The 20,603-nt window shown below is 67.2% G+C and carries 22 protein-coding genes; 5 read left to right on the top strand and 17 right to left on the bottom strand.

All coding sequences use genetic code 11. The annotated features are described in order from the left end of the window. Positions 1 to 167: 167 nt before the first annotated feature. The 8 genes from AC1KAR_RS03540 to flgB all read right to left on the bottom strand — a co-directional run bounded on the left by AC1KAR_RS03540 (position 168) and on the right by flgB (position 6,588). A complete protein-coding gene (locus tag AC1KAR_RS03540) occupies positions 168 to 1,313 on the bottom strand; it encodes a flagellar basal body P-ring protein FlgI (protein ID WP_480314571.1) in 1,146 nt (381 codons plus the stop codon). Positions 1,314 to 1,352: 39 nt separating this feature from the next. Next, positions 1,353 to 2,030 (bottom strand): flagellar basal body L-ring protein FlgH, encoded by a 678-nt coding sequence (locus tag AC1KAR_RS03545; RefSeq protein ID WP_480314572.1) that lies wholly within the window; start codon positions 2,028 to 2,030, stop codon positions 1,353 to 1,355. Further along, positions 2,030 to 2,812 carry a flagellar basal-body rod protein FlgG gene (gene flgG, locus AC1KAR_RS03550; protein ID WP_480314573.1) on the bottom strand — a complete coding sequence of 261 codons (783 nt, stop codon included), beginning with the start codon at positions 2,810 to 2,812 and terminating at the stop codon, positions 2,030 to 2,032. Before flgG ends, AC1KAR_RS03545 begins: the two co-directional genes overlap by 1 nt. Before the next feature lie 28 nt (positions 2,813 to 2,840). Next, positions 2,841 to 3,569, bottom strand: coding sequence for a flagellar basal-body rod protein FlgF (flgF, locus tag AC1KAR_RS03555; protein WP_480314574.1), 729 nt, complete (start codon positions 3,567 to 3,569; stop codon positions 2,841 to 2,843). Between the two features lie 156 nt (positions 3,570 to 3,725). After that, complete coding sequence (flgE, locus tag AC1KAR_RS03560) at positions 3,726 to 4,988, bottom strand: flagellar hook protein FlgE (protein WP_480314575.1); 1,263 nt, start codon at positions 4,986 to 4,988, stop codon at positions 3,726 to 3,728. Between the two features lie 34 nt (positions 4,989 to 5,022). Then, positions 5,023 to 5,670 carry a flagellar hook assembly protein FlgD gene (locus AC1KAR_RS03565; protein ID WP_480314576.1) on the bottom strand — a complete coding sequence of 216 codons (648 nt, stop codon included), beginning with the start codon at positions 5,668 to 5,670 and terminating at the stop codon, positions 5,023 to 5,025. A gap of 29 nt (positions 5,671 to 5,699) precedes the next feature. Continuing rightward, positions 5,700 to 6,122, bottom strand: coding sequence for a flagellar basal body rod protein FlgC (gene flgC, locus AC1KAR_RS03570; RefSeq protein ID WP_480314577.1), 423 nt, complete (start codon positions 6,120 to 6,122; stop codon positions 5,700 to 5,702). 52 nt (positions 6,123 to 6,174) lie between these two features. Further along, entirely contained in the window at positions 6,175 to 6,588 is a 414-nt protein-coding gene (gene flgB / locus AC1KAR_RS03575; protein WP_480314578.1) for a flagellar basal body rod protein FlgB, read from the bottom strand. Between the two features lie 138 nt (positions 6,589 to 6,726). On the opposite strand from flgB, the gene flgA reads away from it, so the two are divergent. The 5 genes from flgA (at position 6,727) to AC1KAR_RS03600 (ending at position 9,925) form a co-directional block, all read left to right on the top strand. Beyond that, positions 6,727 to 7,446, top strand: coding sequence for a flagellar basal body P-ring formation chaperone FlgA (gene flgA / locus AC1KAR_RS03580; protein ID WP_480314579.1), 720 nt, complete (start codon positions 6,727 to 6,729; stop codon positions 7,444 to 7,446). 115 nt (positions 7,447 to 7,561) lie between these two features. Continuing rightward, entirely contained in the window at positions 7,562 to 7,882 is a 321-nt protein-coding gene (flgM, locus tag AC1KAR_RS03585) for a flagellar biosynthesis anti-sigma factor FlgM (RefSeq protein ID WP_480314580.1), read from the top strand. A 39-nt stretch (positions 7,883 to 7,921) separates the two neighbouring features. After that, on the top strand, positions 7,922 to 8,344 hold the full coding sequence (locus AC1KAR_RS03590) for a hypothetical protein (protein ID WP_480314581.1): 423 nt from the start codon (positions 7,922 to 7,924) through the stop codon (positions 8,342 to 8,344). A gap of 121 nt (positions 8,345 to 8,465) precedes the next feature. Beyond that, the gene (locus AC1KAR_RS03595; protein WP_480314582.1) at positions 8,466 to 9,020 is read left to right on the top strand and encodes a methyltransferase family protein; all 555 of its coding nucleotides are present in this window, start codon (positions 8,466 to 8,468) and stop codon (positions 9,018 to 9,020) included. A 35-nt stretch (positions 9,021 to 9,055) separates the two neighbouring features. Continuing rightward, entirely contained in the window at positions 9,056 to 9,925 is an 870-nt protein-coding gene (locus tag AC1KAR_RS03600) for a helix-turn-helix domain-containing protein (RefSeq protein ID WP_480314583.1), read from the top strand. 36 nt (positions 9,926 to 9,961) lie between these two features. On the opposite strand, the gene AC1KAR_RS03605 is transcribed toward AC1KAR_RS03600, so the two are convergent. From AC1KAR_RS03605 to flhF, 9 genes are all read right to left on the bottom strand, one after another. After that, positions 9,962 to 11,200 carry a complex I 51 kDa subunit family protein gene (locus AC1KAR_RS03605; RefSeq protein WP_480314584.1) on the bottom strand — a complete coding sequence of 413 codons (1,239 nt, stop codon included), beginning with the start codon at positions 11,198 to 11,200 and terminating at the stop codon, positions 9,962 to 9,964. An 8-nt stretch (positions 11,201 to 11,208) separates the two neighbouring features. Next, on the bottom strand, positions 11,209 to 12,861 hold the full coding sequence (locus tag AC1KAR_RS03610) for an FAD-binding protein (protein WP_480314585.1): 1,653 nt from the start codon (positions 12,859 to 12,861) through the stop codon (positions 11,209 to 11,211). Positions 12,862 to 12,874: 13 nt separating this feature from the next. Then, positions 12,875 to 13,516, bottom strand: coding sequence for a 2Fe-2S iron-sulfur cluster-binding protein (locus AC1KAR_RS03615; protein ID WP_480317745.1), 642 nt, complete (start codon positions 13,514 to 13,516; stop codon positions 12,875 to 12,877). A 25-nt stretch (positions 13,517 to 13,541) separates the two neighbouring features. Continuing rightward, entirely contained in the window at positions 13,542 to 15,047 is a 1,506-nt protein-coding gene (locus tag AC1KAR_RS03620; RefSeq protein WP_480314586.1) for a DASS family sodium-coupled anion symporter, read from the bottom strand. 166 nt (positions 15,048 to 15,213) lie between these two features. Next, positions 15,214 to 15,915, bottom strand: coding sequence for a class I SAM-dependent methyltransferase (locus tag AC1KAR_RS03625; RefSeq protein WP_480314587.1), 702 nt, complete (start codon positions 15,913 to 15,915; stop codon positions 15,214 to 15,216). Between the two features lie 63 nt (positions 15,916 to 15,978). Then, entirely contained in the window at positions 15,979 to 17,331 is a 1,353-nt protein-coding gene (locus AC1KAR_RS03630) for a methyl-accepting chemotaxis protein (protein WP_480314588.1), read from the bottom strand. A gap of 61 nt (positions 17,332 to 17,392) precedes the next feature. Further along, positions 17,393 to 18,106, bottom strand: coding sequence for an RNA polymerase sigma factor FliA (locus AC1KAR_RS03635; RefSeq protein WP_480314589.1), 714 nt, complete (start codon positions 18,104 to 18,106; stop codon positions 17,393 to 17,395). A 17-nt stretch (positions 18,107 to 18,123) separates the two neighbouring features. After that, entirely contained in the window at positions 18,124 to 18,903 is a 780-nt protein-coding gene (locus AC1KAR_RS03640) for a MinD/ParA family ATP-binding protein (RefSeq protein ID WP_480314590.1), read from the bottom strand. Between the two features lie 43 nt (positions 18,904 to 18,946). Continuing rightward, positions 18,947 to 20,572, bottom strand: coding sequence for a flagellar biosynthesis GTPase FlhF (gene flhF, locus AC1KAR_RS03645; protein WP_480314591.1), 1,626 nt, complete (start codon positions 20,570 to 20,572; stop codon positions 18,947 to 18,949). Positions 20,573 to 20,603 lie beyond the last annotated feature (31 nt).

The raw sequence follows: 20,603 nt of genomic DNA on the forward strand, positions 1-20,603 counted from the left end.
CATCAAGCAACAACGCGCGGAACGGGCTTCGCCCGGCCGCAGAGTTGGCGCCCCCTCGGGGGGCAGTGAACGCAGTGTGCGTGGGGGCAACATCAGGCCGACGCCGGGCCGCCCCAAGCCGGCCTGCGCCCCCTCGGGGGGCAGTGAACGAAGTGAGCGTGGGGGCCTCATATCACCTCGATCTCGGCATTGAGCGCGCCAGCGCTCTTCATCGCCTGCAGGATGCCCAGCAGATCCTGCGGCGTGGCACCCAGCGCGCTCAGCGCCTTCACCACGTCGGCCAGCTTGGTGCCCGAGGGCAACTGGATCAGCGCACCGGGCTCCTGCTTGATGCTGATGTCGGCGATCTCGCTCTTGACCGTCTCGCCGCGCGAGAAGGGCGCGGGCTGGCTCACGACCGGCGTGGAGTTGATGGTGACGGACAGACTGCCGTGCGCCACCGCGCAGGCACTGAGCGTGACGGCCTGGTTCATCACCACCGAGCCGGTGCGCGCGTTGATCACCACCTTGGCCGAAGGCGCCGCCAGGTCGAGCGGCAGGTTCTCGATGTCGGCCAGGAAGGCCACGCGCTGCGACAGCGACTCCGGCATGCGAACGCTCACCACGCGGCCGTCCATGGCCTGCGCGGTGCCTTCACCCATCTTCTTGTTGATGGCGCGCACCACCTCGCGGGCGGTGGTGTAGTCGCTCGACTTCAGATCGAGCTGCAGCGCCTGGCCCTGGTTGAGCGGCGTGGGCACCGAGCGTTCGACCGTTGCGCCCTCGGGCACGCGGCCGGCATTCAAATGATTGATCTGCACCTTGGAGCCGCCCGCCGCGGCACCGGCGCCGCCCACGATCAGGTTGCCTTGCGCCATGGCGTAGATCTGGCCGTCGGCGCCCTTGAGCGGCGTGGCGATTAGCGTGCCCCCGCGCAGCGACTTCGCATTGCCCATCGACGACACGTTGATGTCGATCGCCTGCCCCGGTTGGGCGAAGGCCGGCAGCTGCGCGGTCACCATCACGGCGGCCACGTTCTTGACCTGCACGTTCTGTCCCGGAGGCACCGTCACGCCCATCTGCTGGAGCATGGCGCCGAGGCTTTGCGTGGTGAAGGGAGCCGAGGTGCTCTGGTCGCCCGTGCCGTCGAGGCCGACGACCAGGCCATAGCCCACCAACTGGTTGGTCCGCACGCCCTGCACCGCGGCCACTTCCTTGATGCGGACCGCATGGGCGGTGGCAGGCCACCAGAGCGCGGCGCTGGCAGCGAGCGCGGCCATGGCGATCAGGCCGTTGACGAATGCGCGGAGCAGCTTTTCAGGTGTGGTTTCCATGGCGGTGACAGCAAGTCCTGTCACCGATTCTGGGTTTCTTTAGAACGGCATAACGTTCAAAAAGAAGCGCCCCAACCACCCTATTCCTTGGGCATCGGCCTGGGCGCCCTGGCCCCGGTGGTCCAGACGCACGTTGGCGATCTGTGCCGAAGGCACGGTGTTGCCCGGCTGGATGGACTTGGGGTCGACCTGGCCCGAGAAGCGAAGCACGTCGACGTTCTGGTTCACGCCGATCTGCTTCTCGCCGGTGATGAGCAGGTGCCCGTTGGGCAGCACGTCGGTCACGACCGCCGTGATGATCCCCGTGAAATCGTTGGTGTTTTCGGTGCTGCCCTTGCCAGCGAAGGTGTTGGTCGAGCTGCCCTCGGCGCTGGCGCGTGCGAACGCGGCCGGCTTGATGCCCGGCAAGGCGGTCACGCTGCCCGAGATGGAGCCCCCCTTGTCGATGGAGCTGGTGCTCTTCTGGCTGGCTGCGACTTTCTCCACGATCTGCACGTTGAGCGTGTCGCCCACGAGGCGTGCGCGGTGGTCTTCGAACAGCGGGCGGTACTGGGTGGACTGAAAGATCGAGCCGTTGCTCACCACCGGGGTGGGCATGGGCTGCGGGCGCGTGGTGGGCGAGCCCGTCACGTCGACCTTGGGCACCGGGTATGGCGTCTCGCAGCCGGCCAGGGCCAGGCAGGCCAGGGCGATGGCAGCGGCCGCAGCAGTGCGCATCACAGCTGGGCCAGACGCTGGAGCATCTGGTCGGAGGTCTGGATCGCCTTCGAGTTGAGCTCGTAGGCGCGCTGGGTCTGGATCATGCCGATCAGTTCTTCGACCACGTTCACGTTCGAGGTCTCGACGAACCCCTGCTGCAGCGCACCCAGGCCGTTCAGGCTGGGCGTGCCGGCGGTCGGCGCGCCCGAGGCTTCGGTCTCGACATAAAGGTTTTGCCCCTTGGCCTCGAGGCCGGCCGGGTTGATGAAGTTCGTCAACTGCAGCTGCCCCAGGCGCTGCGGCTGCGCCTGGCCCGCCATCGTGGCGGTGACGGTGCCGTCGGCGGCGATCGTCACGGTCTGCGCATTGGGCGGGATGTTGATGCCAGGCTGCACCGGGTAACCGTTGTTGGTGACGAGCTGGCCCTGCGAATCGACCTGGAAGGAGCCGTCGCGCGTGTACGCCGAGGTTCCGTCGGGCATCTGGATCTCGAAGAATCCCTGGCCGCGCACGGCCACGTCGAGCGTGTTGCCGCTTTGCTGCAGGTTGCCCTGCGTGAAGCTGCGCGACGAGGCCACCGCACGCGTGCCCAGGCCCACCTGCAAGCCGGTGGGCAGCGTGGTCTGCTCGCTGCTGTTGGCGCCGGCCTGGCGCAGGTTCTGGTACATCAGGTCCTCGAACACGGCGTGCGACTTCTTGTAGCCGTTGGTCCCCGAGTTGGCGAGGTTGTTCGAGATGTGGTCCAGCTGGGTCTGCTGAGCCTCCATGCCGGTCTTTGAGATCCACAGGGAACGCATCATGGTGATTGCTCCTTCTTCGTACGACTGATCAATTGGTGGAGAGCAGCTGCGCGGCTGCCTTCTCGCCGCCTTCGGCGGTCTGCAGCATCTTCATCTGCGTCTCGAACTGGCGTGCCGCGGCAATCATCGAGATCATGGTCTCGACCGCGCTCACGTTCGAGCCTTCGAGCGCGCCGTCCTGCACACGGGCGTTCTCGTCGGCCGGCAGATCGCCATCGGGCGAGCGGAAGAGACCATCGACGCCGCGCTCCAGCCGCACCTCGGGCGTGACGAGCTTCAGCTTGCCGACGGTCGTCACCTTGCCGGTGATGGTGCTGCGCGCACTCACGGTGCCGTCTTCGCCAATGCTCACTTCGTTGTCGGGCGGCACCTGGATCGGGCCGCCGTCGCCCATCACCGGCAGGCCGCTGCGGGTGACGAGGTTGCCTTCGGCGTCCATGTCGAACGCGCCACCGCGGGTGTAGGCCTCGGTGCCGTCGAGTGACTGCACGGCAAGCCAGCTGTTGCCCTTCACGGCCACGTCGAGGTTGCGCCCGGTGTTGGTGACGACGCCCGGCGCCGGGTTGTAGCCCGGCGTGGTTTCGAGCGCGTAGACGCGGGTGCTGGCGCCGCTGCCCTGCACGGGCACGGCGCGAAAGGCGTTCAGCTCGGCACGAAAGCCCACCGTCGACACATTGGCCAGGTTGTTGGCCAGCGTGTCCTGGCGCTGCATCATCGCCTTGGCGCCGGACATCGAGAGGTAGATCATGCGATCCATGCGGTCGCTCCTTGGTGTGCTTGGATTGAGCGGGGCTTCGATACCTCGCCCTGAGCGGGGGATGGCATGCGGGCATCCAACAGCCCGCGCGTCGCAGGCCGCTCAGGCTGAGGTATCGAAGCCCCGCTCATCAGCATCCCCATCACTCAAAACTCATCAACGCAGATTCACCAAGGTCTGCAACACCTGGTCCTGCGTCTTGATGGTCTGAGCATTCGCCTGGTAGATGCGCTGCGCGGTGATCATGTTCACCAGTTCGGCGGTCAGGTCCACGTTCGACTCCTCAAGCGCGCCCGACTGCAGCACGCCCAGGTTGCCCTGGCCCGGCGTGCCCACGATGGGGTCGCCCGATTCATACGTGCGCGCCCACAGGTTGCCGCCCAGCGGCTTGAGGCCCTGCGCGTTGCGGAAGGTCGACAGCTCGATCTGGCCGGCCGGCTTGGATTGGCCGTTCGAGTAGGTGGCCATCACGGTGCCGTCCTTCTCGATCGACAGGCCCGAGAGCTGGCCCGGCGCGTAGCCGTCCTGCGTGAGGTTGGTCACGCCGAAGGGCGCACCGAACTGCGAGGCGGCCGAGAGGTCGAGCTGGATGCCGGGGATGGCCAGCGTGGTCGCGCCGGCCGCGTTGGTCGAGGCCGGCACGTTCAACGTGATCGGGCCGGCCGGTGCGGTGGGGGCGCCGCCATTGGGCGGGAAGGTGATGGTCGTCACCGGGGCCGGGTCGCCGGCGCCGTTGGTGGCGACCGAAGTGCCGTTCGCCGTGACGTACACATTCCAGTTGTCGGTGCTGGTCTTCTGGAAGTAGTAGGTCAGCGCCACATCCTGGCCCAGGTCGTCGTAGACGGTGAGCGAGGTGGCGTTGTTGTACGTGGTGGCGTCGGTGAGGTCGATCATGGGCGCCGTGGCCGGCAGCGTCACGCCGCTGCGCGAATCCAGGTTGAACTCCATGTCGATCGCGCTCGTCGCGTTCGGGTCGATGCCGGCGGTGGGCAGTTGCAGCGGCACTGCGAGGCCCGGCTGGATCACGCCCTGGTCGTCGGCCGGGTAGCCGAGCAACTGGCCGCCCTGGTTGGTGACGAGGTAGCCGTCCTTGTTGACCTGGAACTGGCCATTGCGGCTGTAGAGCGTCTGGCCGCCCTGGCTCACCTCGAAGAAGCCCGCGCCATTGATGGCGATGTCGAGCGAGTTCGCGGTGGTGGTGATGTTGCCCTGCGTGAACTGCTGCGTCACCGCCTGCAGGTTCACGCCGATGCCGATGTTGCTGGAGCCGCCGGCCGACAGCGCGGCGGCGTACATGTCGCCGAACTCGGCGCGCGATGCCTTGGCGCCGAAGGTGTTGGCGTTGGCCACGTTGTTGCCGATGACGTCGAGGTTCTTGCTCGCCGCGTTCAGTCCGGAGAGACCTTGCTGGAAGCCCATGGAATGTCCTTTCTAGGTGCCGAAGCGGCGGATATCAGTTGAATGCCTTGACCTGGCTGTAGGGCACCGCGCCGGAGCTTGCGAGCTCCAGCGTGAGCGTGTCGCCTGCCGTGCTGACCGCGTTGACGCGGTCGCGCATCAGCGGTGTGGCGGTGAGTTGCGTGGCCCCGCTGGTGGCCGTGACGCGGAAGGTCACGCCGCTGGCCGTGGCGTTGTTTCCGGCGATCCAGTCGAAGCTGTTCATGCCGGCCGGCGTGGCGCCCAGGTTCATGGTCTCGAGCACCTGGCCGCTCGGGCCCAGCACCTCGACCTTCACGTTGTCTGCCGCACTCGTCAGCTCGAAGCCACCCTGGCCCACGCCTTCGCTCATGCTCATCTTGTTGCCCGGCACGATGACGTCGTGCCCGACCAGGCTCGCGCCCTGCAGCGCCTGCATCTGAACGAACTGGCCCGACAGGCCCTGCACGGTGCCATTGAGCCTTTCGATGCCGGTGACGGTGTTGATCTGCGCCATCTGGCTCGTGACCTGCGCGTTGTCCATCGGCGAAAGCGGGTCCTGGTTCTGCATCTGGGCGACCAGAAGCTTCAGGAAGCGGTCGGCAGCCTCCGAGCTGTTGGCAGCGGCGACCTCGTTCTTGCTGTTCAGCGCCGCGTAGGTGGTTTGAACGTTGTTGACGGCCATGGTGGGTGCTCTCTCTCAGTTCACGAGGGTCATTGACCCATCTGCAGCGTCTTGAGCAGCAGCGTCTTGGCCGTGTTCATGACTTCGATGTTGTTCTGGTACGAGCGCGAGGCCGAGATCATGTTGACCATCTCCTCCACCGCGTTCACGTTGCTGTAGGTCACGTAGCCCTCGGCATCGGCCTGCGGGTGGCTCGGGTCGTGCACGCGCCGCCCAGGCGTCTGGTCTTCGCTGATGCTGCTCACCTTGACGCCGGCCATGCCGGCGTCGGCCACCTGGCCGGTCTTGCCCATCAGCTCGGTCTGGAAGGTGACCTGCCGCGCCTTGTAGGCCTGGCCATCGGGGCCTGCCACCGTGTCGGCGTTGGCCAGGTTCGAGGCGACGACGTTGAGCCGCTGCGATTGCGCAGAGACCGCGCTCCCGCTCACGTTGAAGATCTGGAACATGCTCATGACAGCCCCTCGTCCGATGATTTGACGGCCGCTTCGCTACGAATGCCGTTATTCATGATTGCCCCCTGATTGCATCGAGCATCGTGCGCACGCCGCCGTTGATGAAGCGAAGCGTGGCCTCGTAGCGCACCGAGTTGTCGGCGAAGCTCGCGCGCTCACGGTCCATGTCGACGGTGTTGCCGTCGAGGTTGGTCTGGCTGGGTTGCGCGTAGACCAGGTTCGATTGCACCGCCCCGGCCGCTCCGCTCGGGCCTGCGATGTGCCCGGGCTGGCTGGCGGCCAGTGCCGGTGCGCCCTGCACCTGGCCTGTGGCCTGGCGCAGCGCAGCGGCAAAGTCCATGTCGCGGGCCACGAAGCCCGGCGTGTCGGCGTTGGCGATGTTGCTGGCGAGCAGGCGCTGGCGCTCCGAGCGCAGGCTCAGCGCCTGGCCTTGGAAATCGAGCGTACTGGTGAGTCGGTTCAGCATTTGGCGTGTCCCACTTGACCCATGGGGTGATGTCAATGGATTGTGGGCAGCGCCTTCAAAAACATTAGCGGGAATAGGCCGCCCTTTCTGCGCCAATTCCGGGCCTCGCGGGTGCAACGCCACTTCTAAAGTGTCAGCGTGGAAAAGACCCCCTTGTATGTGCTGCGCATGTTCCTGCTGGCCGGGCTGATAAGCTTGGCGGGGCTGGCGCGCGCGCAAGGGAATGCCAGTCTTGAAGAACAACTCGTTGAGGCCGCACAGAAGTTCTTGCAGCAGCGTCTCGGCGAGGCGAGTGCGGCGCGCACCGAGATCGTCCCAGGTCGGGTGGACATCCGCCTGCGACTGAACCCCTGCGAGCAACTCAAGCCCTACCTGCCCAACGGCGCGCGGCTCTTCGGCAAGACCCGCGTGGGCCTCAAATGTGAGAAAGGCGTCACGCCCTGGAACGTTTACCTGCCGATGACCGTCAAAGTCTTCGGCCCGGCGTTCGTGGCTTCAGGTGAGCTGCCCGCCGGCCATGTGCTTGGCGAAGACGATTTCCATCAAGCCGAGGTCGATCTGGCCGAAAACCCGAGAGACCCGCCGCTGACGGACAGCAGCCTGCTGCTCGGGCGAACCCTGAGCCGCGCCCTGGCGGCCGGCCAGAGCCTGAGCGGCAACGCGCTCAAGTCTCGCCAATGGTTTGCGCCCGGTGACCCGGTGCAGATCCGCGTGGCAGGCAAGGGTTTTGCAATTGCAGGCTCGGGCCAGGCGGTGACGGCAGGGGTCGAAGGCCAGACGGCCCGGGTGCGCACGGAAAGCGGGCGCGTGGTCACAGGGCGGCCCGTGGCAGACCGGCAGTTGGAGATCGCATTGTGAAATTTCGACCCTCAAATCACAATTCGCAAAAATTTCCTAAAGTTTCGTTCGGGACGGGCCGATACACCGTCCATGTTGAGAGCTCGGGGCGGTTTCCCGGCCCAAGGAGTACATGATGAAGATCGGCAACCCCGTAGACAAACCCGCAGGTGTTGGTGGCGTTGCGCCCACCCGTGGCACGCAGGCTGGCGAAACCGCCAAGTCTCAGGAAGCAGCCCAGGAAGCCGCAGCCCAGCATGACGCCAGCGCCAAGGTGGAGTTGTCCAACACCGCCTCCACGCTGCTCTCGAGCGATGCGAGCGCCGAGTTCGACGCCGACAAGGTGGCGCGCATCGCGCAGGCCATCGCCGACGGCAAGTTCGAGATCAACGCCGAGAAGATCGCCGACCGCCTGATCGCCAACGCCCATGAGGTGTTGGGCAAGACCCAGCACTGATCTCGCGTTCTCCGCCCGGTTGCCTTGACGCCTCGCTCGATGTCCACGTTCCTTCAACAGACGCACAACCCCATCCTCATGAACACGCCCGACGCAGGCAGTTCATCAGTACTCGAATCCACCCTTGCAGCGGTGGAGAGCCAGCTTCACGCGCTGGGTGAATCGCTGCGCGCCAACGACAGCGTGGCGATCGACCGGCACGCAAGCGAGCTGCACCGCGCCCTGGCGCGCGCGATCGAACATTTCACCCTGGCCGCACGCAGCGGCCCGGTACCGCCGCCCCTGCGAGAACGCCTCAAGCTCGCCGGAGGCCTGGTGGCCTCACAGCGCGAGTCGCTCGCACGCGCCACCGCCGCGCTCGACCGCGCAATGGACGTGCTGATGCCGCGCGAACGCGTCTCGGCCGTTTACTCCGCAAGCGGTGCCGACCGCAGCGTGCGCAGCGGCGCCGTCCAGGCCTGAAAAGAACGACCGCCTCTCGTCCGGCGGGTAGGTCGGACCGGCGTGGGCGCGGCGCGGCGCGTCAGCCTGAACCCTGCACCAATGCGACACTGCGGCCCCACTGAGGGCCGCTTTTCATTTCATGGGCACGACACAACTCGCGATCTTCCTCGCCGGCACCGGCTACTTCGCCTATGTCTCGCGCCACGCCTTGCGCAACCCGCGATCGCACGGCTTCTACCGCTTCATTGCGTGGGAGTGCATGCTCGCCTTGGTGCTGACCAACTTCCCGATGTGGACCGTCGGTCCGTTCTCGCCACGGCAGATCGCATCCTGGGTGCTGCTGCTGCTGTCGGTCATTCTGGTGATCGAGGCCGTGAAGCTGCTCAAGAAGGTCGGCCGCCCGAGCGATGGCCGCGCCGACGCCGAACTGTTTGCCTTCGAGAAGACCTCGACGCTGGTGACGAGCGGCATCTTCCGATTCATCCGTCACCCGATGTACGCCGCCCTGCTCTACCTCACGTGGGGCGCCTACCTGAAAGACATCACGCTGCCGACCACGCTGCTGGCCGCCGTGGCCAGCCTTGCGCTCTGGATCACCGCGCTGCGCGACGAGGCCGAATGCCTGCAGCACTTCGGTGACGAGTACGCGCAGTACATGCGCGCGAGCAAGCGCTTCGTGCCCTACGTGTTCTGACGACAAGCCGACCCCGTCTGCAGGCTGCCCCTCTCGTGACCACCCCCGGCCCCATCGACCCCCTCGCGCCGGTCTTCCGCCGATTCAAGGCGCAGGCGCGGCAGTTCCAGGCCGGGCCGCTGTGCGGTGCAATCCAGTACGGCGATGAGAACGGCCTGGCGTTCTTGCATGTGCTGCGCCAAGGCCGGCTCGAGGTACGCCATCGTGATCGCGCGCCGGGCCTGCCCGAGACGCTGGTCGTCGACGAACCTTCGCTCTTGTTCTACCCGCGCGCGTGCCTGCATGAGTTCGTGAACCCGGTGGACGTGCGCAACGACTTCGTCTGCGCCACCGTGGCGTTCGAAGGGCGCGAGCTGCACCCCATCGCCCGCGCGCTGCCGCCGCTGCTCGTGCTGCCCCTGGCTCACTTCGAGGGCGGCGCGCTCACCTTGCAGATGCTGTTCGCTGAAGCCGACCGCACCGGCAACGCGCCGTCGCTTCTGGCCGACAAGCTGTTCGAGGTGCTGCTGATCCAGGTGCTGCGCTGGGTGATCGAACGCGATGGCCCCAAGGCGGTGTCGGCCGGGCTGCTCGCTGGGCTGGCTCACCCTGCGGTGGCACGCGCGCTGCACGGCATGCACACGCAGCCACAGTCGCCCTGGACGGTGCAAACCCTCGCCGAGGCCGCCGGCATGTCGCGCAGCGCCTTTGCGCAAGCCTTTCGAGAGACCGTGGGCGACACACCGGTGGACTACCTCGCGCGCTGGCGCATCTCGCTCGCGCAGCAACTGCTTGGGCAGGGCAGGCCGTTGAAATCCGTGGCGAGCGAAGTTGGCTACGCCAGTTCGGCCGCGTTGTCGCGGGCGTTCACGGCGCACTTGGGCGTGTCGCCGCGCGTGTGGCTGCAGCAGCACCGCGCTCGCTGATCGGCAGGCTGCGCACGGAGTGCCGCTCGCGTGGCGCTAGCGGATCAGCAGGCTCTCGTATTCGTTGCGAAACTGCGTCAGCGAGCTCGCCACCACGGTCACCGCGCCGTCGATGAGGCCGCAGCGGCCGCTGCCCGGCAAGAGACCGCAGAGGTTCTCGATCGCTTCGAGGTCGGCCGGCACGCCGCGCCCGGTGTCGATGCGGTTGAGCAATCGCGTGAGCTGAAAGGTACCGCCCTTGCACGGCGGGCACTGGCCGCAGGAGCCGTGGGAGAAGAAGTCGACGTACTCGGCCACCTTGCGCACGATGCTCGTACCTTCGGACACCACGATCATGGCCCCGGTGCCGAGGCGAGATTGCCGCGCGCGCACGGAATCGAAGTCGAGCGGCACATCAAGATCGCGCCGCGTGAGCAGCGTGTTCGATGGGCCGCCGGTGAACACCGCCTTGAACTCCTTGCCCAGCAGCATGCCGCCACCGTGCTCGAACACGAGTGACTGCAGCGGCGTACCCATCGGAAGCTCGTAGAGCCCGGGGCGCAGCACGTCGCCCGAGAGCGAGTACAGCTTGGTGCCCGCCGCGCCGCCCAGGCCAAGGCCGCGGTACCAGGCGGCGCCATGACGCAGGATGCCGGGCACGTGCGCCAGCGTCTCGGTGTTGTTGACGATGGTGGGCTTGCCGTGCACCCCCTGCTCGGCCGGGAACGGCGGCTTGCGGCGCGGGAACGGGAAGCTGCCTTCGACGCTTGAGATCACCGCAGTCTCTTCGCCACCGATGTAGAGACCCGAGCTCGGCACCACCTCCAGTGACAGCGGCCCGCCAAGCTGCGCCTCGATCGCCGTGAAATGGGCATGCCCGCGCCACTGCTGCACCGCCTCGCGCACCACGGTCATCGCTCGTTGCTCGTGGGGGTTGATGTAGAGAACCACATGGTTGGCGCGGGTGGCGAGCGCCGCGATCAGTGCGCCTTCGATCACCGTGTGCGGCGTGTGTTCGAGCAGGAAGCGGTCCTTGAAGGTGCCGGGTTCGTCTTCGTTGCCGTTGCAGATCACGTACTTGTCGGCACTTGCGGAGGCCGCCACCGGTGCCCACTTGCGATGGGTGGCGAAGCCAGCTCCGCCCATGCCGCGCAAATCGGCCTGCTCGATGGTGGCGAGAATGCCTGGCGGGTCCTGCAAGGCGTTCGCCAACCCCAAGCCCCCGCCGTACGCCAGCCACGCGGAAAGATCGGCACCGACGCGGGCTTCCTCTCTCAGCAAGACCTGATTCAACACAGCCGCGCTCACCGCAGGCCCCCCATCATCGGCATCGAACGGCGCGTGCCCAACCCGGCGTCGGCCGCGAGATCGAAGTTCGCATAGCTCGGGAAGAGCAAGGGCGCCTTCACACCCAATGGCAGCCCCGCGAGCGTCAACTCGCGCTGCCAGGCGTGCACGTGGCCGATGCCCGCGCGGCCGAGCAAGGGGTTGCCCGGGCCATGCGCGGCCGCGGAGCCGGCACGGCGGCCCATGCTGAGGATGTCGAGCAAGGCATTGCCCATCAGGCGGTTGCGGCCGTGGATGCCGCCGGACACTTCGCCGACGCCGTAGAGCCCTTCCACACGTGTTGCGCCGGTCTTGTCGATCGACACGCCACCGTTCTGGTAGTGCAGCGTGGGGTAGACCATGAACGGCTCCACGGCAGGGTCGTGCCCGCATTTCTTGGCCAGGTGCCCCACGGTGACCAGGCGCTTCTTCAGGATGCCGGGTTGCTGCGCCTCCAGCGTGGGGATGTCCAGGAACACGCCCACCTGCCCGCCGCGTTCAATGCCGCGCCCTTGCGCGCATTCGCGCAGGATCGCCGCGGCCACCACGTCGCGCGGCTGCAGTTCGTCCACGAAACGCTCGCCCTCGCCATTGAGCAGCTTGGCGCCGGCCGAGCGCGCCGCCTCCGAGATCAACCCGCCCGACAGATGCGGCGGGTAGGCGATGCCGGTCGGGTGGTACTGGAAGGAGTCGAGCTCGCGCAGATGCGCGCCGGCCCGGTAGGCCACGACCAGGCCGTCGCCCGTGGCGCCGAAGTGGTTGGAGGTAGGGAACTCATTGAAATGCAAGCGCCCTGTTCCCCCGGTCGCCAATACGACCGAGCGCGCGCGCACGAGCACGAAGCTGCGCCATTCCAGGTTGTAGACCACCGCACCGGCGCACCGGCCATGGTCGTCGGTCAGCAGCTCCAGCACGGGGCTGCGGTTCCACAGCGAGATGCCCGGGTCCAGGTCGACCGCCTCGCGCAGCACGCGCATCAGCTCCAGGCCCGTGTAGTCGCGGTACGAGAGGATGCGCGCCGCAGTGGCACCACCCGGCTTCTTGCGCAGCAGCTTGCCGCCGAAGGAGTTGTGGCCGTCCTCCAGGTCGAACTGCATGCCCAGGCGAATGAGCCAGCGGATCACGTCCGGCCCGTCCATCGCCATCTGCGCCACCAGTTCGGGCACGCCGGCGAAGTGGCCGGCGCGCAGCGTGTCTTCGAAGTGCCGCTGTGGGCTGTCGTCGGCACCCACCGCCGCCTGGATGCCGCCCTCGGCCATCACGGTGTTGCTGTCGCCCAGCCGAAGCTTGGTCGCGAGGATGACGCGCGCACCCTCCTTCGCAGCCGTGAGCGCTGCGGCGCAGCCGCCCCCACCGCCACCTACCACGAGCACATCGGTGCTCACGAGCTGGGCGCCGGCGATGTCGACATCGTCGACCTGTGCGTTCGCCTGCAGCAGCTGCGCCAAAGCGGGCTGGCAGGCGTCGCCACGGTTCACGCCCACGGCGAGTGCCACGCGGGCATTGGCGCCATGGTCGGGGTGGTAGGCCTTGAGGAGATCGGCGACGCTGCCCGTCTCTCCGCGCAGGGCCGGCGTGGCACCCACGCAGTAGCGCTGGCGGGCAATGTCGTAAGGGATGCCGTTGACCATGAGAGACCGCCGCTCAGGGTGCAGGCGGCTTCGCGCCGGGCGCGTCGAAGTCGATCGTCTGCTCACCGCGCTCGATCTCGTCCAGCCGCAGCAGCAGGTCGGAGGGCCGCAGCGACATCGACGCCCGCATGCGCCGCACGAAGACGCCCAGGTGATTGGGGCTGATGTGCTCGGGGCAGGCCAGCGTGCAGAGGTTGCACATCACGCACTCGTCGAACACCTCGCTCGCCGCCGCCAGCTCGCCCGCGGCGGCGTGGTTCACGCCGCGCTGCACCTCCAGCCCCTTGGGGCAGGCGCGGTCGCAGCCGCTGCAATGGCGGCAGTGGGCCGCCTCCGGGAAGACCTCGTTGATCTGAGGCATGGCCCGCCAGCTGTCGGTGATGTCTTCGATGCGGTAGCGATGGCGCACCGCCGAGGTGAAATAGTCGATAAAGGCCACTTGCATGCCCTCTTCCACCAAGGTCTCGCAGGCGAGCGCGGTGTTCACGTCGCGCTCGCCCGAGCGTCGAACCATCACGCGGCAAGAGCCGCACACGCCCTGGCCCATGCAGCCCACGCCTTCCACCAGCGTCAGCCCCGCATGCAGCATGGCCTGCAGGATGGAGCTGGTGGCCGGCGCCTGCAACGTGCGGCCGTCGATGCTGAGCTGGACCATTTGCTGCGTGGTGCTCATGGCCGTGTCACCAGTAACCCAGCACCTTCCACCACGCCGCGCCGACGAACACGTAGACCAGCAACTCGAGCACGCTCATGATGAAGCCGACCCGCCACCACACGCCCAGCGTGACGTAGCCGCTGCCGAACACGATCGGCGAGGTGCCGGTGGCGTAGTGCGTGAGCGTCATCATGATGGTGGAGCTGGCGATCATGATCAGCACGAAGAGCCCCACGTACTGCGGCGGCATCAGGCTCACACCCACTGTCAGAAAGGCCAGCATCATGGCGCTGACGTGCGCCGTGGTGCTGGCGAAGAGGTAATGCGAATACAGGAAGGCCAGCACCAGCACCGCCGCCGTGGCGCCCCAGCCGATGCCGCTCGAGACGATGACGTCCTTCATGCCCTCGGAGAACCACTTGATGACGCCGAGCTTGTTGAGCTGCTCGGCCAGCATCACCAGCGCACCGAACCAGATCAGCGTGTCCCAGGCAGACTTTTCACCGAGCACGTCGTCCCAGTCGATGGTGCCGGTGATGATGAGCACGAACACGCCAAGAAAGGCGACCACCGTGGGGTCGAGGTTGTAGGCGGTGCCGAAGATCATTTCGGGCACGTTGGCCCAAAGAAGCAGCAAGAGGCCGAAGGTGCCCATCATCACCTTCTCCTTGGCCGACACCGGGCCCATGCGCGCCAGCTCGCTGCGTGCGTAGTTGATGGCATCGGGCGTGACCTTGAGCTCAGGCGGCTTGAGCAGGTAGATCACCATCGGCATGGCCAGCAGGCACAGCAGGCCGGGCACCAACATGCACAGCGCCCAATCCGTCCACGACAGCGAGATGCTCGAGTTGGTGACCTTGGCCACGTAGTCGACCACCAGTGGGTTGGGCGCGGTGGCGGTGATGAACATGCCCGAGGTGATGGTGTTGGCGTGGTAGTTCACCAGCGCCAGGTAGGTGCCGACCTTGCCCTCGGTGCCCTTCTCGGGGTCGGAGTCGAAGGCGTTGGCGATCGACTTCATGATCGGGTGCACGATGCCGCCGCCGCGCGAGGTGTTGCTCGGCGTGAAGGGCGCAAGCAGCAGGTCGCAGAAGGCCAGGCCATAGCCGATGCCGATGGTGCGTTTGCCCAGCGCCCTGATGAACAGCAGGCCCATGCGCTGGCCGAGGCCCGTCTTCTTGAGGCCGCGCGAGATCAGGATCGCTGCCACGATGAGCCAGATCAGCGTGCTGTCGAAGCTGCTCAGCGCATCGGCGATGGCACCTTTGGAAGTGTCGGACGTGACCTCCGACAGCGATACGATCACGATCGCCATCAGGGCCATCACGCCGATCGGCATCACCTTCAGGATGATGGCCACGATGGTGGTCAGGAAGATCGCTACCAGCGCCCAGGCATTGGGCTTGAGGCCTTCGGGGGCGGGGATCAGCAGCAGGATCACCAGCACGGCCGTGGCGATGAGCGCCGGGACCAATCGGAACGGCACTGCGCTATTGAAGTAACGCAGCATCGCTGTCAGCTTCGCAAACATCCGGACTCCCTCCGTCGTTGTCGCCGCACAAACAGCCAGCAGGCCCGCGCATTAGAGACCCGCTACGGATGGTTTGGCAATAGGCGGTAGGCAATAGGCGACAGCGGATCGGCGAGCGGCTGACGCGCTGCCGATGACCCAACCACGAGAGCGCCGTGCGGCCCGCTCAGGCTCGTGCGTGGGAGTCGCGCAACTTGAACGGCGCCTGGTACAGCCACAAGGGGCGGCCGTCGGCGCACTGGTGCACGGCCGTTGGCTGCAGGTCGGTCGCCTCGAATTCGAGGCTGGCCATCCAGGCGCCACAGCGCAGCTCGCGCGCGGCCTTGCGCACGGCGCGTTGCATGCTCTCCGGGCGCTGAAACAGGTAGACCATCGCGTAGGGCTTCCAGTCGGCCTTCCAGATGTCGCCGCGCTTCACGCGTGCAGGCACTCGCAGCAGGCGGCATCGGATGGCACAGGCCATGCGCAGCGGCCAGCTCCATTCGATGCCTTCGAGCCGTGCCTGAGGAAACTGCGTGTGAAGCTCGCGCAAGCCGTCGCCGAGGCCGCAGCCGGCATCGACCACGCGTGGCGATTCGCCGTCGAGCCAGACCACGCGCGACAGCCCCAGCAACGCGCCCGATGGCGTGGGGAACATCGGCGCATCGCGCCACGCGTGCAAGGGGTACACGGTGAGCAGGGCCAGGAGCGGCAGCAGCCAGGCCCACGCCGGCACGCTGCCGGCCATGCCCGACGCAAGAACGGAAACCGGGAAGCCCAGCGCCATGATGATGCGGCGCCACCGGCGGCTGCTCAGGATGCTGAGCAGCGCTCCGATCGACGTGGCCAGCAGCAGTGCGGCCCAGTCACGGGCGCCGGCCTCCTGCATGCCCAGAAAAGCTCCCCAGCAGGCCGCCCACAAAAGCAGCGCAGGCAATGGCCACATGGTCGGTCAGAAGTTGAAGGCGAGGCGCAAGCCGCCCCAGTGCCTGCCGTTCACCGTGATCGGCGCGGCGGCTTCCTTCAGCAGCACGAACTTGCCACCGCCCATGTCGCGGCGATAGGTCTGCAGCAGGAACGGGCGTTCGTTGCGCGCCGAGGCGAGCCCGGTGCGGTCATTGAAGATGCGGCGATAGCGGCTGTTGGCGGTGTCCCAGGCCACATCGCCACGCTGCGGGTGGCAATAGACCTTGTTGTGCGTGGCCACGTAGCCGTTGCGGTCCACCGAGATGCAGAACACGATCTTGGCGTGGCTCGCAAGCACGCGCTCCTGCACCTGCGGGAAGAGGCGGTCGGCCAGGTCCACGAAACGCGTGGTGCATTGCGCCGGGTTCGTGCGTGGGATGGGCTTGTACTGCTCGTCGAACAGCTCGGCCTCGGTGATCGTGCCGGTGCGCACCGCGTCTTCGAGCAGCTTCGAGATCTGGCCTGCGGCCTCCTTGGCCGACTGGATGAACGGCGTGTCTTCGGTCTCGAAGCCGCACTCGGCCACGAGTTCGATCAGGTGCTCAGACACTTTCAGGAAGGATTCGCTGCGCACCAGGGCTGTGTCGAGCGAGCGCGTGGCGCTGTGCATCTCGCCTTCGATGGCCGACATCTGGCCGTTCAGCCCGTTGCAGATGGTGCGGCTTTGCGCAGCTGCGTCGTTGATGCTCGACACACCGCCTTCGAGGTCGGCCAGCGCGCGCTGGAAGGCGCCCTTCTCGGCCGAACCCGGCTGGGCCTGAATCTCGCGCGACAAGGCTTCGATACGCCCGTCGAGCTCGGCCACGGTGCTCATGATGGCCTTGGACGAGGCCTCGACCTTGCCGGCCAGGTCTTTCACGGCATCGGCCACCACGCCAAAGCCACGACCGGCCTCGCCGGCGCGCTTCGCCTCAACGGAAGCGTTGAACGCCACGAGCCGCGTCTGCAGCGCCACTTGGGTGATCTGCCCGGCGGCGTCCGACACATTGCGCAAGGTGTCGACGATGCGGCTGACCTCTTCGCCGATGCCCTCGACGGCCTGGCGCGCACGCGCCACGGCATCAAGGCTGCCGGCCGTCACACCGCGGATGTCGTCTTGTGCCTGGGTGACGCTCCTCACCTGCTCAGCGAGAGCCGCCACGGCCTGGGCCTGGCGTGTCGCGCCCTTGGCGGTGTCGTCGAGCTGGCCCCGCACTTCGGCCACTTCGCGGCCCATCGACGATGCCTGCTTGCCGATGGACTGCACGGCGGCGCGCAGATCGGTCTGCGGCGCCACCACGGGCTCGGCGGATGTCACGGGCGCCTGGCCGCGCGACGACTTGAATACCTGGAACAGCATGGGGCCCCGCCTCTCGCTTACTTGTCGCGTATCAATCGCCTGACACGTGCCTCACACGCGCCTACCACTCGCGCAGCTTCACGCGCAGGCGCGCGATCGACTGGCTGTGCAGCTGGCACACGCGCGATTCGGTCACCTTGAGCACGGCGGCGATCTCTTTCAGGTTCATGTCGTGCTCGTAGTACATGCTCATCACGTACTGCTCGCGCTCGGGCAGGTTCTTGATGCCTTCGACCAGGGCCTCGCGCATGCGCTGGTCTTGCAGTTGCGCGAGCGGGTTGAAGCTTTCGTCGGCCACGTGGCGGTCGAGGTAGTCGTTGTCGCCATCGTCGCCCGACATGTCTTCGAGGTAAACGAGCTGGGTACCACGCACCTTGCCGAGCAGCTCCTGGTATTCGGTGAGCGTGACGCCCATCTCGCGGGCGATCTCGCTCTCGGCCGGCGCACGGCCGAGCTTTTGCTCCAGCTTGTGCACGGCGCCCTCGATGCTGCGCTGCTGCTTGCGCACGCCGCGCGAGAGGTAGTCGTTGCCGCGCAGCTCGTCGAGCATGGCGCCGCGGATGCGCTGGGTGGCGAAGGTCTCGAACTGCACGCCTTGCGCGGCATCAAAGCGGCTCAGGGCATCGGTGAGCCCGATCATGCCGACCTGGATCAGGTCGTCGAGCTCGACGTTGGCAGGCAGCTTGGCGATCATCTGGTGGGCCAGGCGGCGCACCAGCGGGCTGTACTGCTTGAGCATCGAGTTGACGTCGAGTTGGCCTTTGGCGGTGTACATGGGTCGGCTCCGAGAGGTCAATTCATGGCGTGTTGTGGCGCCCAGGCGCTCGCAGCGCCCGGCAGCGGCTGCGGGCCGGCCGGTGCGTTGACGAGCGCTTCGCGGGCCCAGCGGCGCAGCGCGCTCGTGGGGGCCTCGCGGGCGTCTGACGCGGGGTCGATCTGCAGCCAGTCGCGCAACACGGCACCGATGTAGCTGTCGGCGCAGGTGGCGAGTTGCAGGGCAATGCGCTCGGCGCGCGGCGAGGTCGGCGCGGCGCACAGCAGCAGGTCGAACACCACCAGCCCGGCGCGCTGCGTGAGCAGCTTCATCGCGGCGTAGGCGTGCGTCACGCTGGAGGGGCGGTCGTCGGCCAGCAGCAAGGGGCGCGCTGCACTGCGCGGGAAGAGACGGCACAGGTCGGTTTCGGTCGCGTGCACGAGCACCACGTCGGCCTGCGGCGCGGCATCGGCCACGGCCTGCAGAAAGCCCGCGGTCGAACCCTGCGCGTCCACATAGCGCACCGGCAGGCCGCGCGCGGCGAGGTAGGAGACCTGCGGCGACAAGGTTTCGATGCACACGCCCAGGTCGAGAGCGGCCATCTCGGCGGGCGTGGGCGCGCGGTCGCTGGCGTCGATCACCAGCACGTGCGCACCCATCTCGCCAAAGGCGGTGCAAAGCCGTTCAAGCATCACGCCGCCGAACGCGACGTGCGGGTTGGCGACGACCGGGACGTAGCGCACGCGGGCGTGGGCGAACATCTGGCGCAGGCCATGGGCCTGGTCGGCCGGGTAGGACGAATCGAATGCGTCGTGCATGAAATTCTGTTCGGGTGGTGGCTCGTTCAGATCGAATGCGGAATCAAACCTGCAGCGAAGGGCGCGCACGTTGCGCCTGCTGGCGGGCCGTGAAGATGAGGTTCACGTCGCCGGCTTCCACGCGGTAGGCCGGGTTCACGTTCACGCGCATGGCGCGGTGCACCAGGGCGTGCGACGAGAGGCGGTGCCAGTCTTCGGGCACGCGCTGGCCGTTGGCCACGCCCACCACCTTCAGCTTGTGGCGGATCAGCGCGTCGAGCGCCGGGGCGAGCTTGACGGCTTCGTCCATCTTCGAGAGAACGATGCCCTTGCAGGCGGCGGCGCGGTACGAAATCATCACGTCTTCGATCGTCTCGCCTTGCGCCGAGGCGTTGATGACGAGCAGCTTCTGGATCGAGCGGTGCGAGAGCATCTCCAGCAGCTCGCGGGTGCGGGTGTCGCGTTGCGCCATGCCGGCGGTGTCGATCAGCACCATCTTCTTGCTGGACAGCAACTCCAGCAGGTCTTCGAGCGAGGCACGATCGTGTGCGGTGTGCACCGGCACGCCCAGGATGCGGCCGTAGGCGCGCAGTTGTTCGTGGGCGCCGAGGCGGTAGGCGTCGAGCGTGATCAGGCCGAGCTGGTTGGCGCCGTGCTTGGAAGCAAAGGCGGCCGCGATCTTGGCGGCGCTGGTGGTCTTGCCCACGCCGGTGGAGCCGATCAGGGCATAGACGCCGCCCTGGTCTTCGAGCGCGTGCTCGGCTTCGCCGGTGAGCAGGTTGCGCTCAAGCACGCTGGCGGCCCAGGCGGATTCATCGGGCACGTCGGCAGGCAGCGATTCGACCAGCTTGCGCGTGAGGGCCGGCGAGAAGCCGCAGTCGAGCAGCTTCTGGATCAACTGGGCCTGCTGCGGCTGGCGCTGCATCTTCTCCATGAAGGCGAGCGCACCGAAGCGGTCTTCGATCAGGCCCTTCATCGAGCGCAGCTCATTCATCATGTCTTGCTGCTCGCGGCGCGCGGCGGCCTGGTTGACGGCGCTCGATGCATCGGCCAGAGAAGGCACGGCGGCAGGCGCTGACATGGGTGCATGCATCGGCGCATGCACAGGGGAAGTGGCGGCGTGCTGGACGGCTTCGCGCAGAACCGGCGGCTCGCGCAGCGCGGCGCGTTGCGGCGCGGGCTGTGCGTGCATCGCAGGCTGGGGCATCTCCTGTTGCGGCATGACGGCATTGCGAACCGCCAGGCGGTGTTCGAGCGCGCCGGGCAGGTCGGGGTCGAGGTCCTGGCGCGAATCGGCAAAGCCCGAATCGGGCTGGCGCGCGGTCTGCGCGTTCATTGCGGCCTGGCGGCGCTTGAGCATGCGCTCACGCACGTAGTCCTGGAACGAGAGCGTGCTCATCGACAGGCGAGCGACGTCTTCGGTCACTTCCTGCTCGGCCACTTGCACGGGCGCGGCGGCACGGGCCGGTGCGGCAGCACGGCCGGCAGGCTGCTGGGGCTGGCTGCGAGCGGCGATCGACGAGGCCGACAGGCGCTCGATCTGCTGCACGCTTTCGGGGGCCATGGCGAGCACCTCGACACCTTCCGGGCAGGGCTTGGTGGACAAGACCACGGCGTCTTCGCCGAAAGCCTGGCGCACCAGGGTCAGGGCGTCGCGCGAAGTGCGCGCTGTAAAGCGTTTGACGTTCATGGCTTGCTCCGCTTGGCCGGGCCGCGGGTGC

It is taken from the genome of Piscinibacter sp. PDB1-1 (assembly GCF_056675995.1).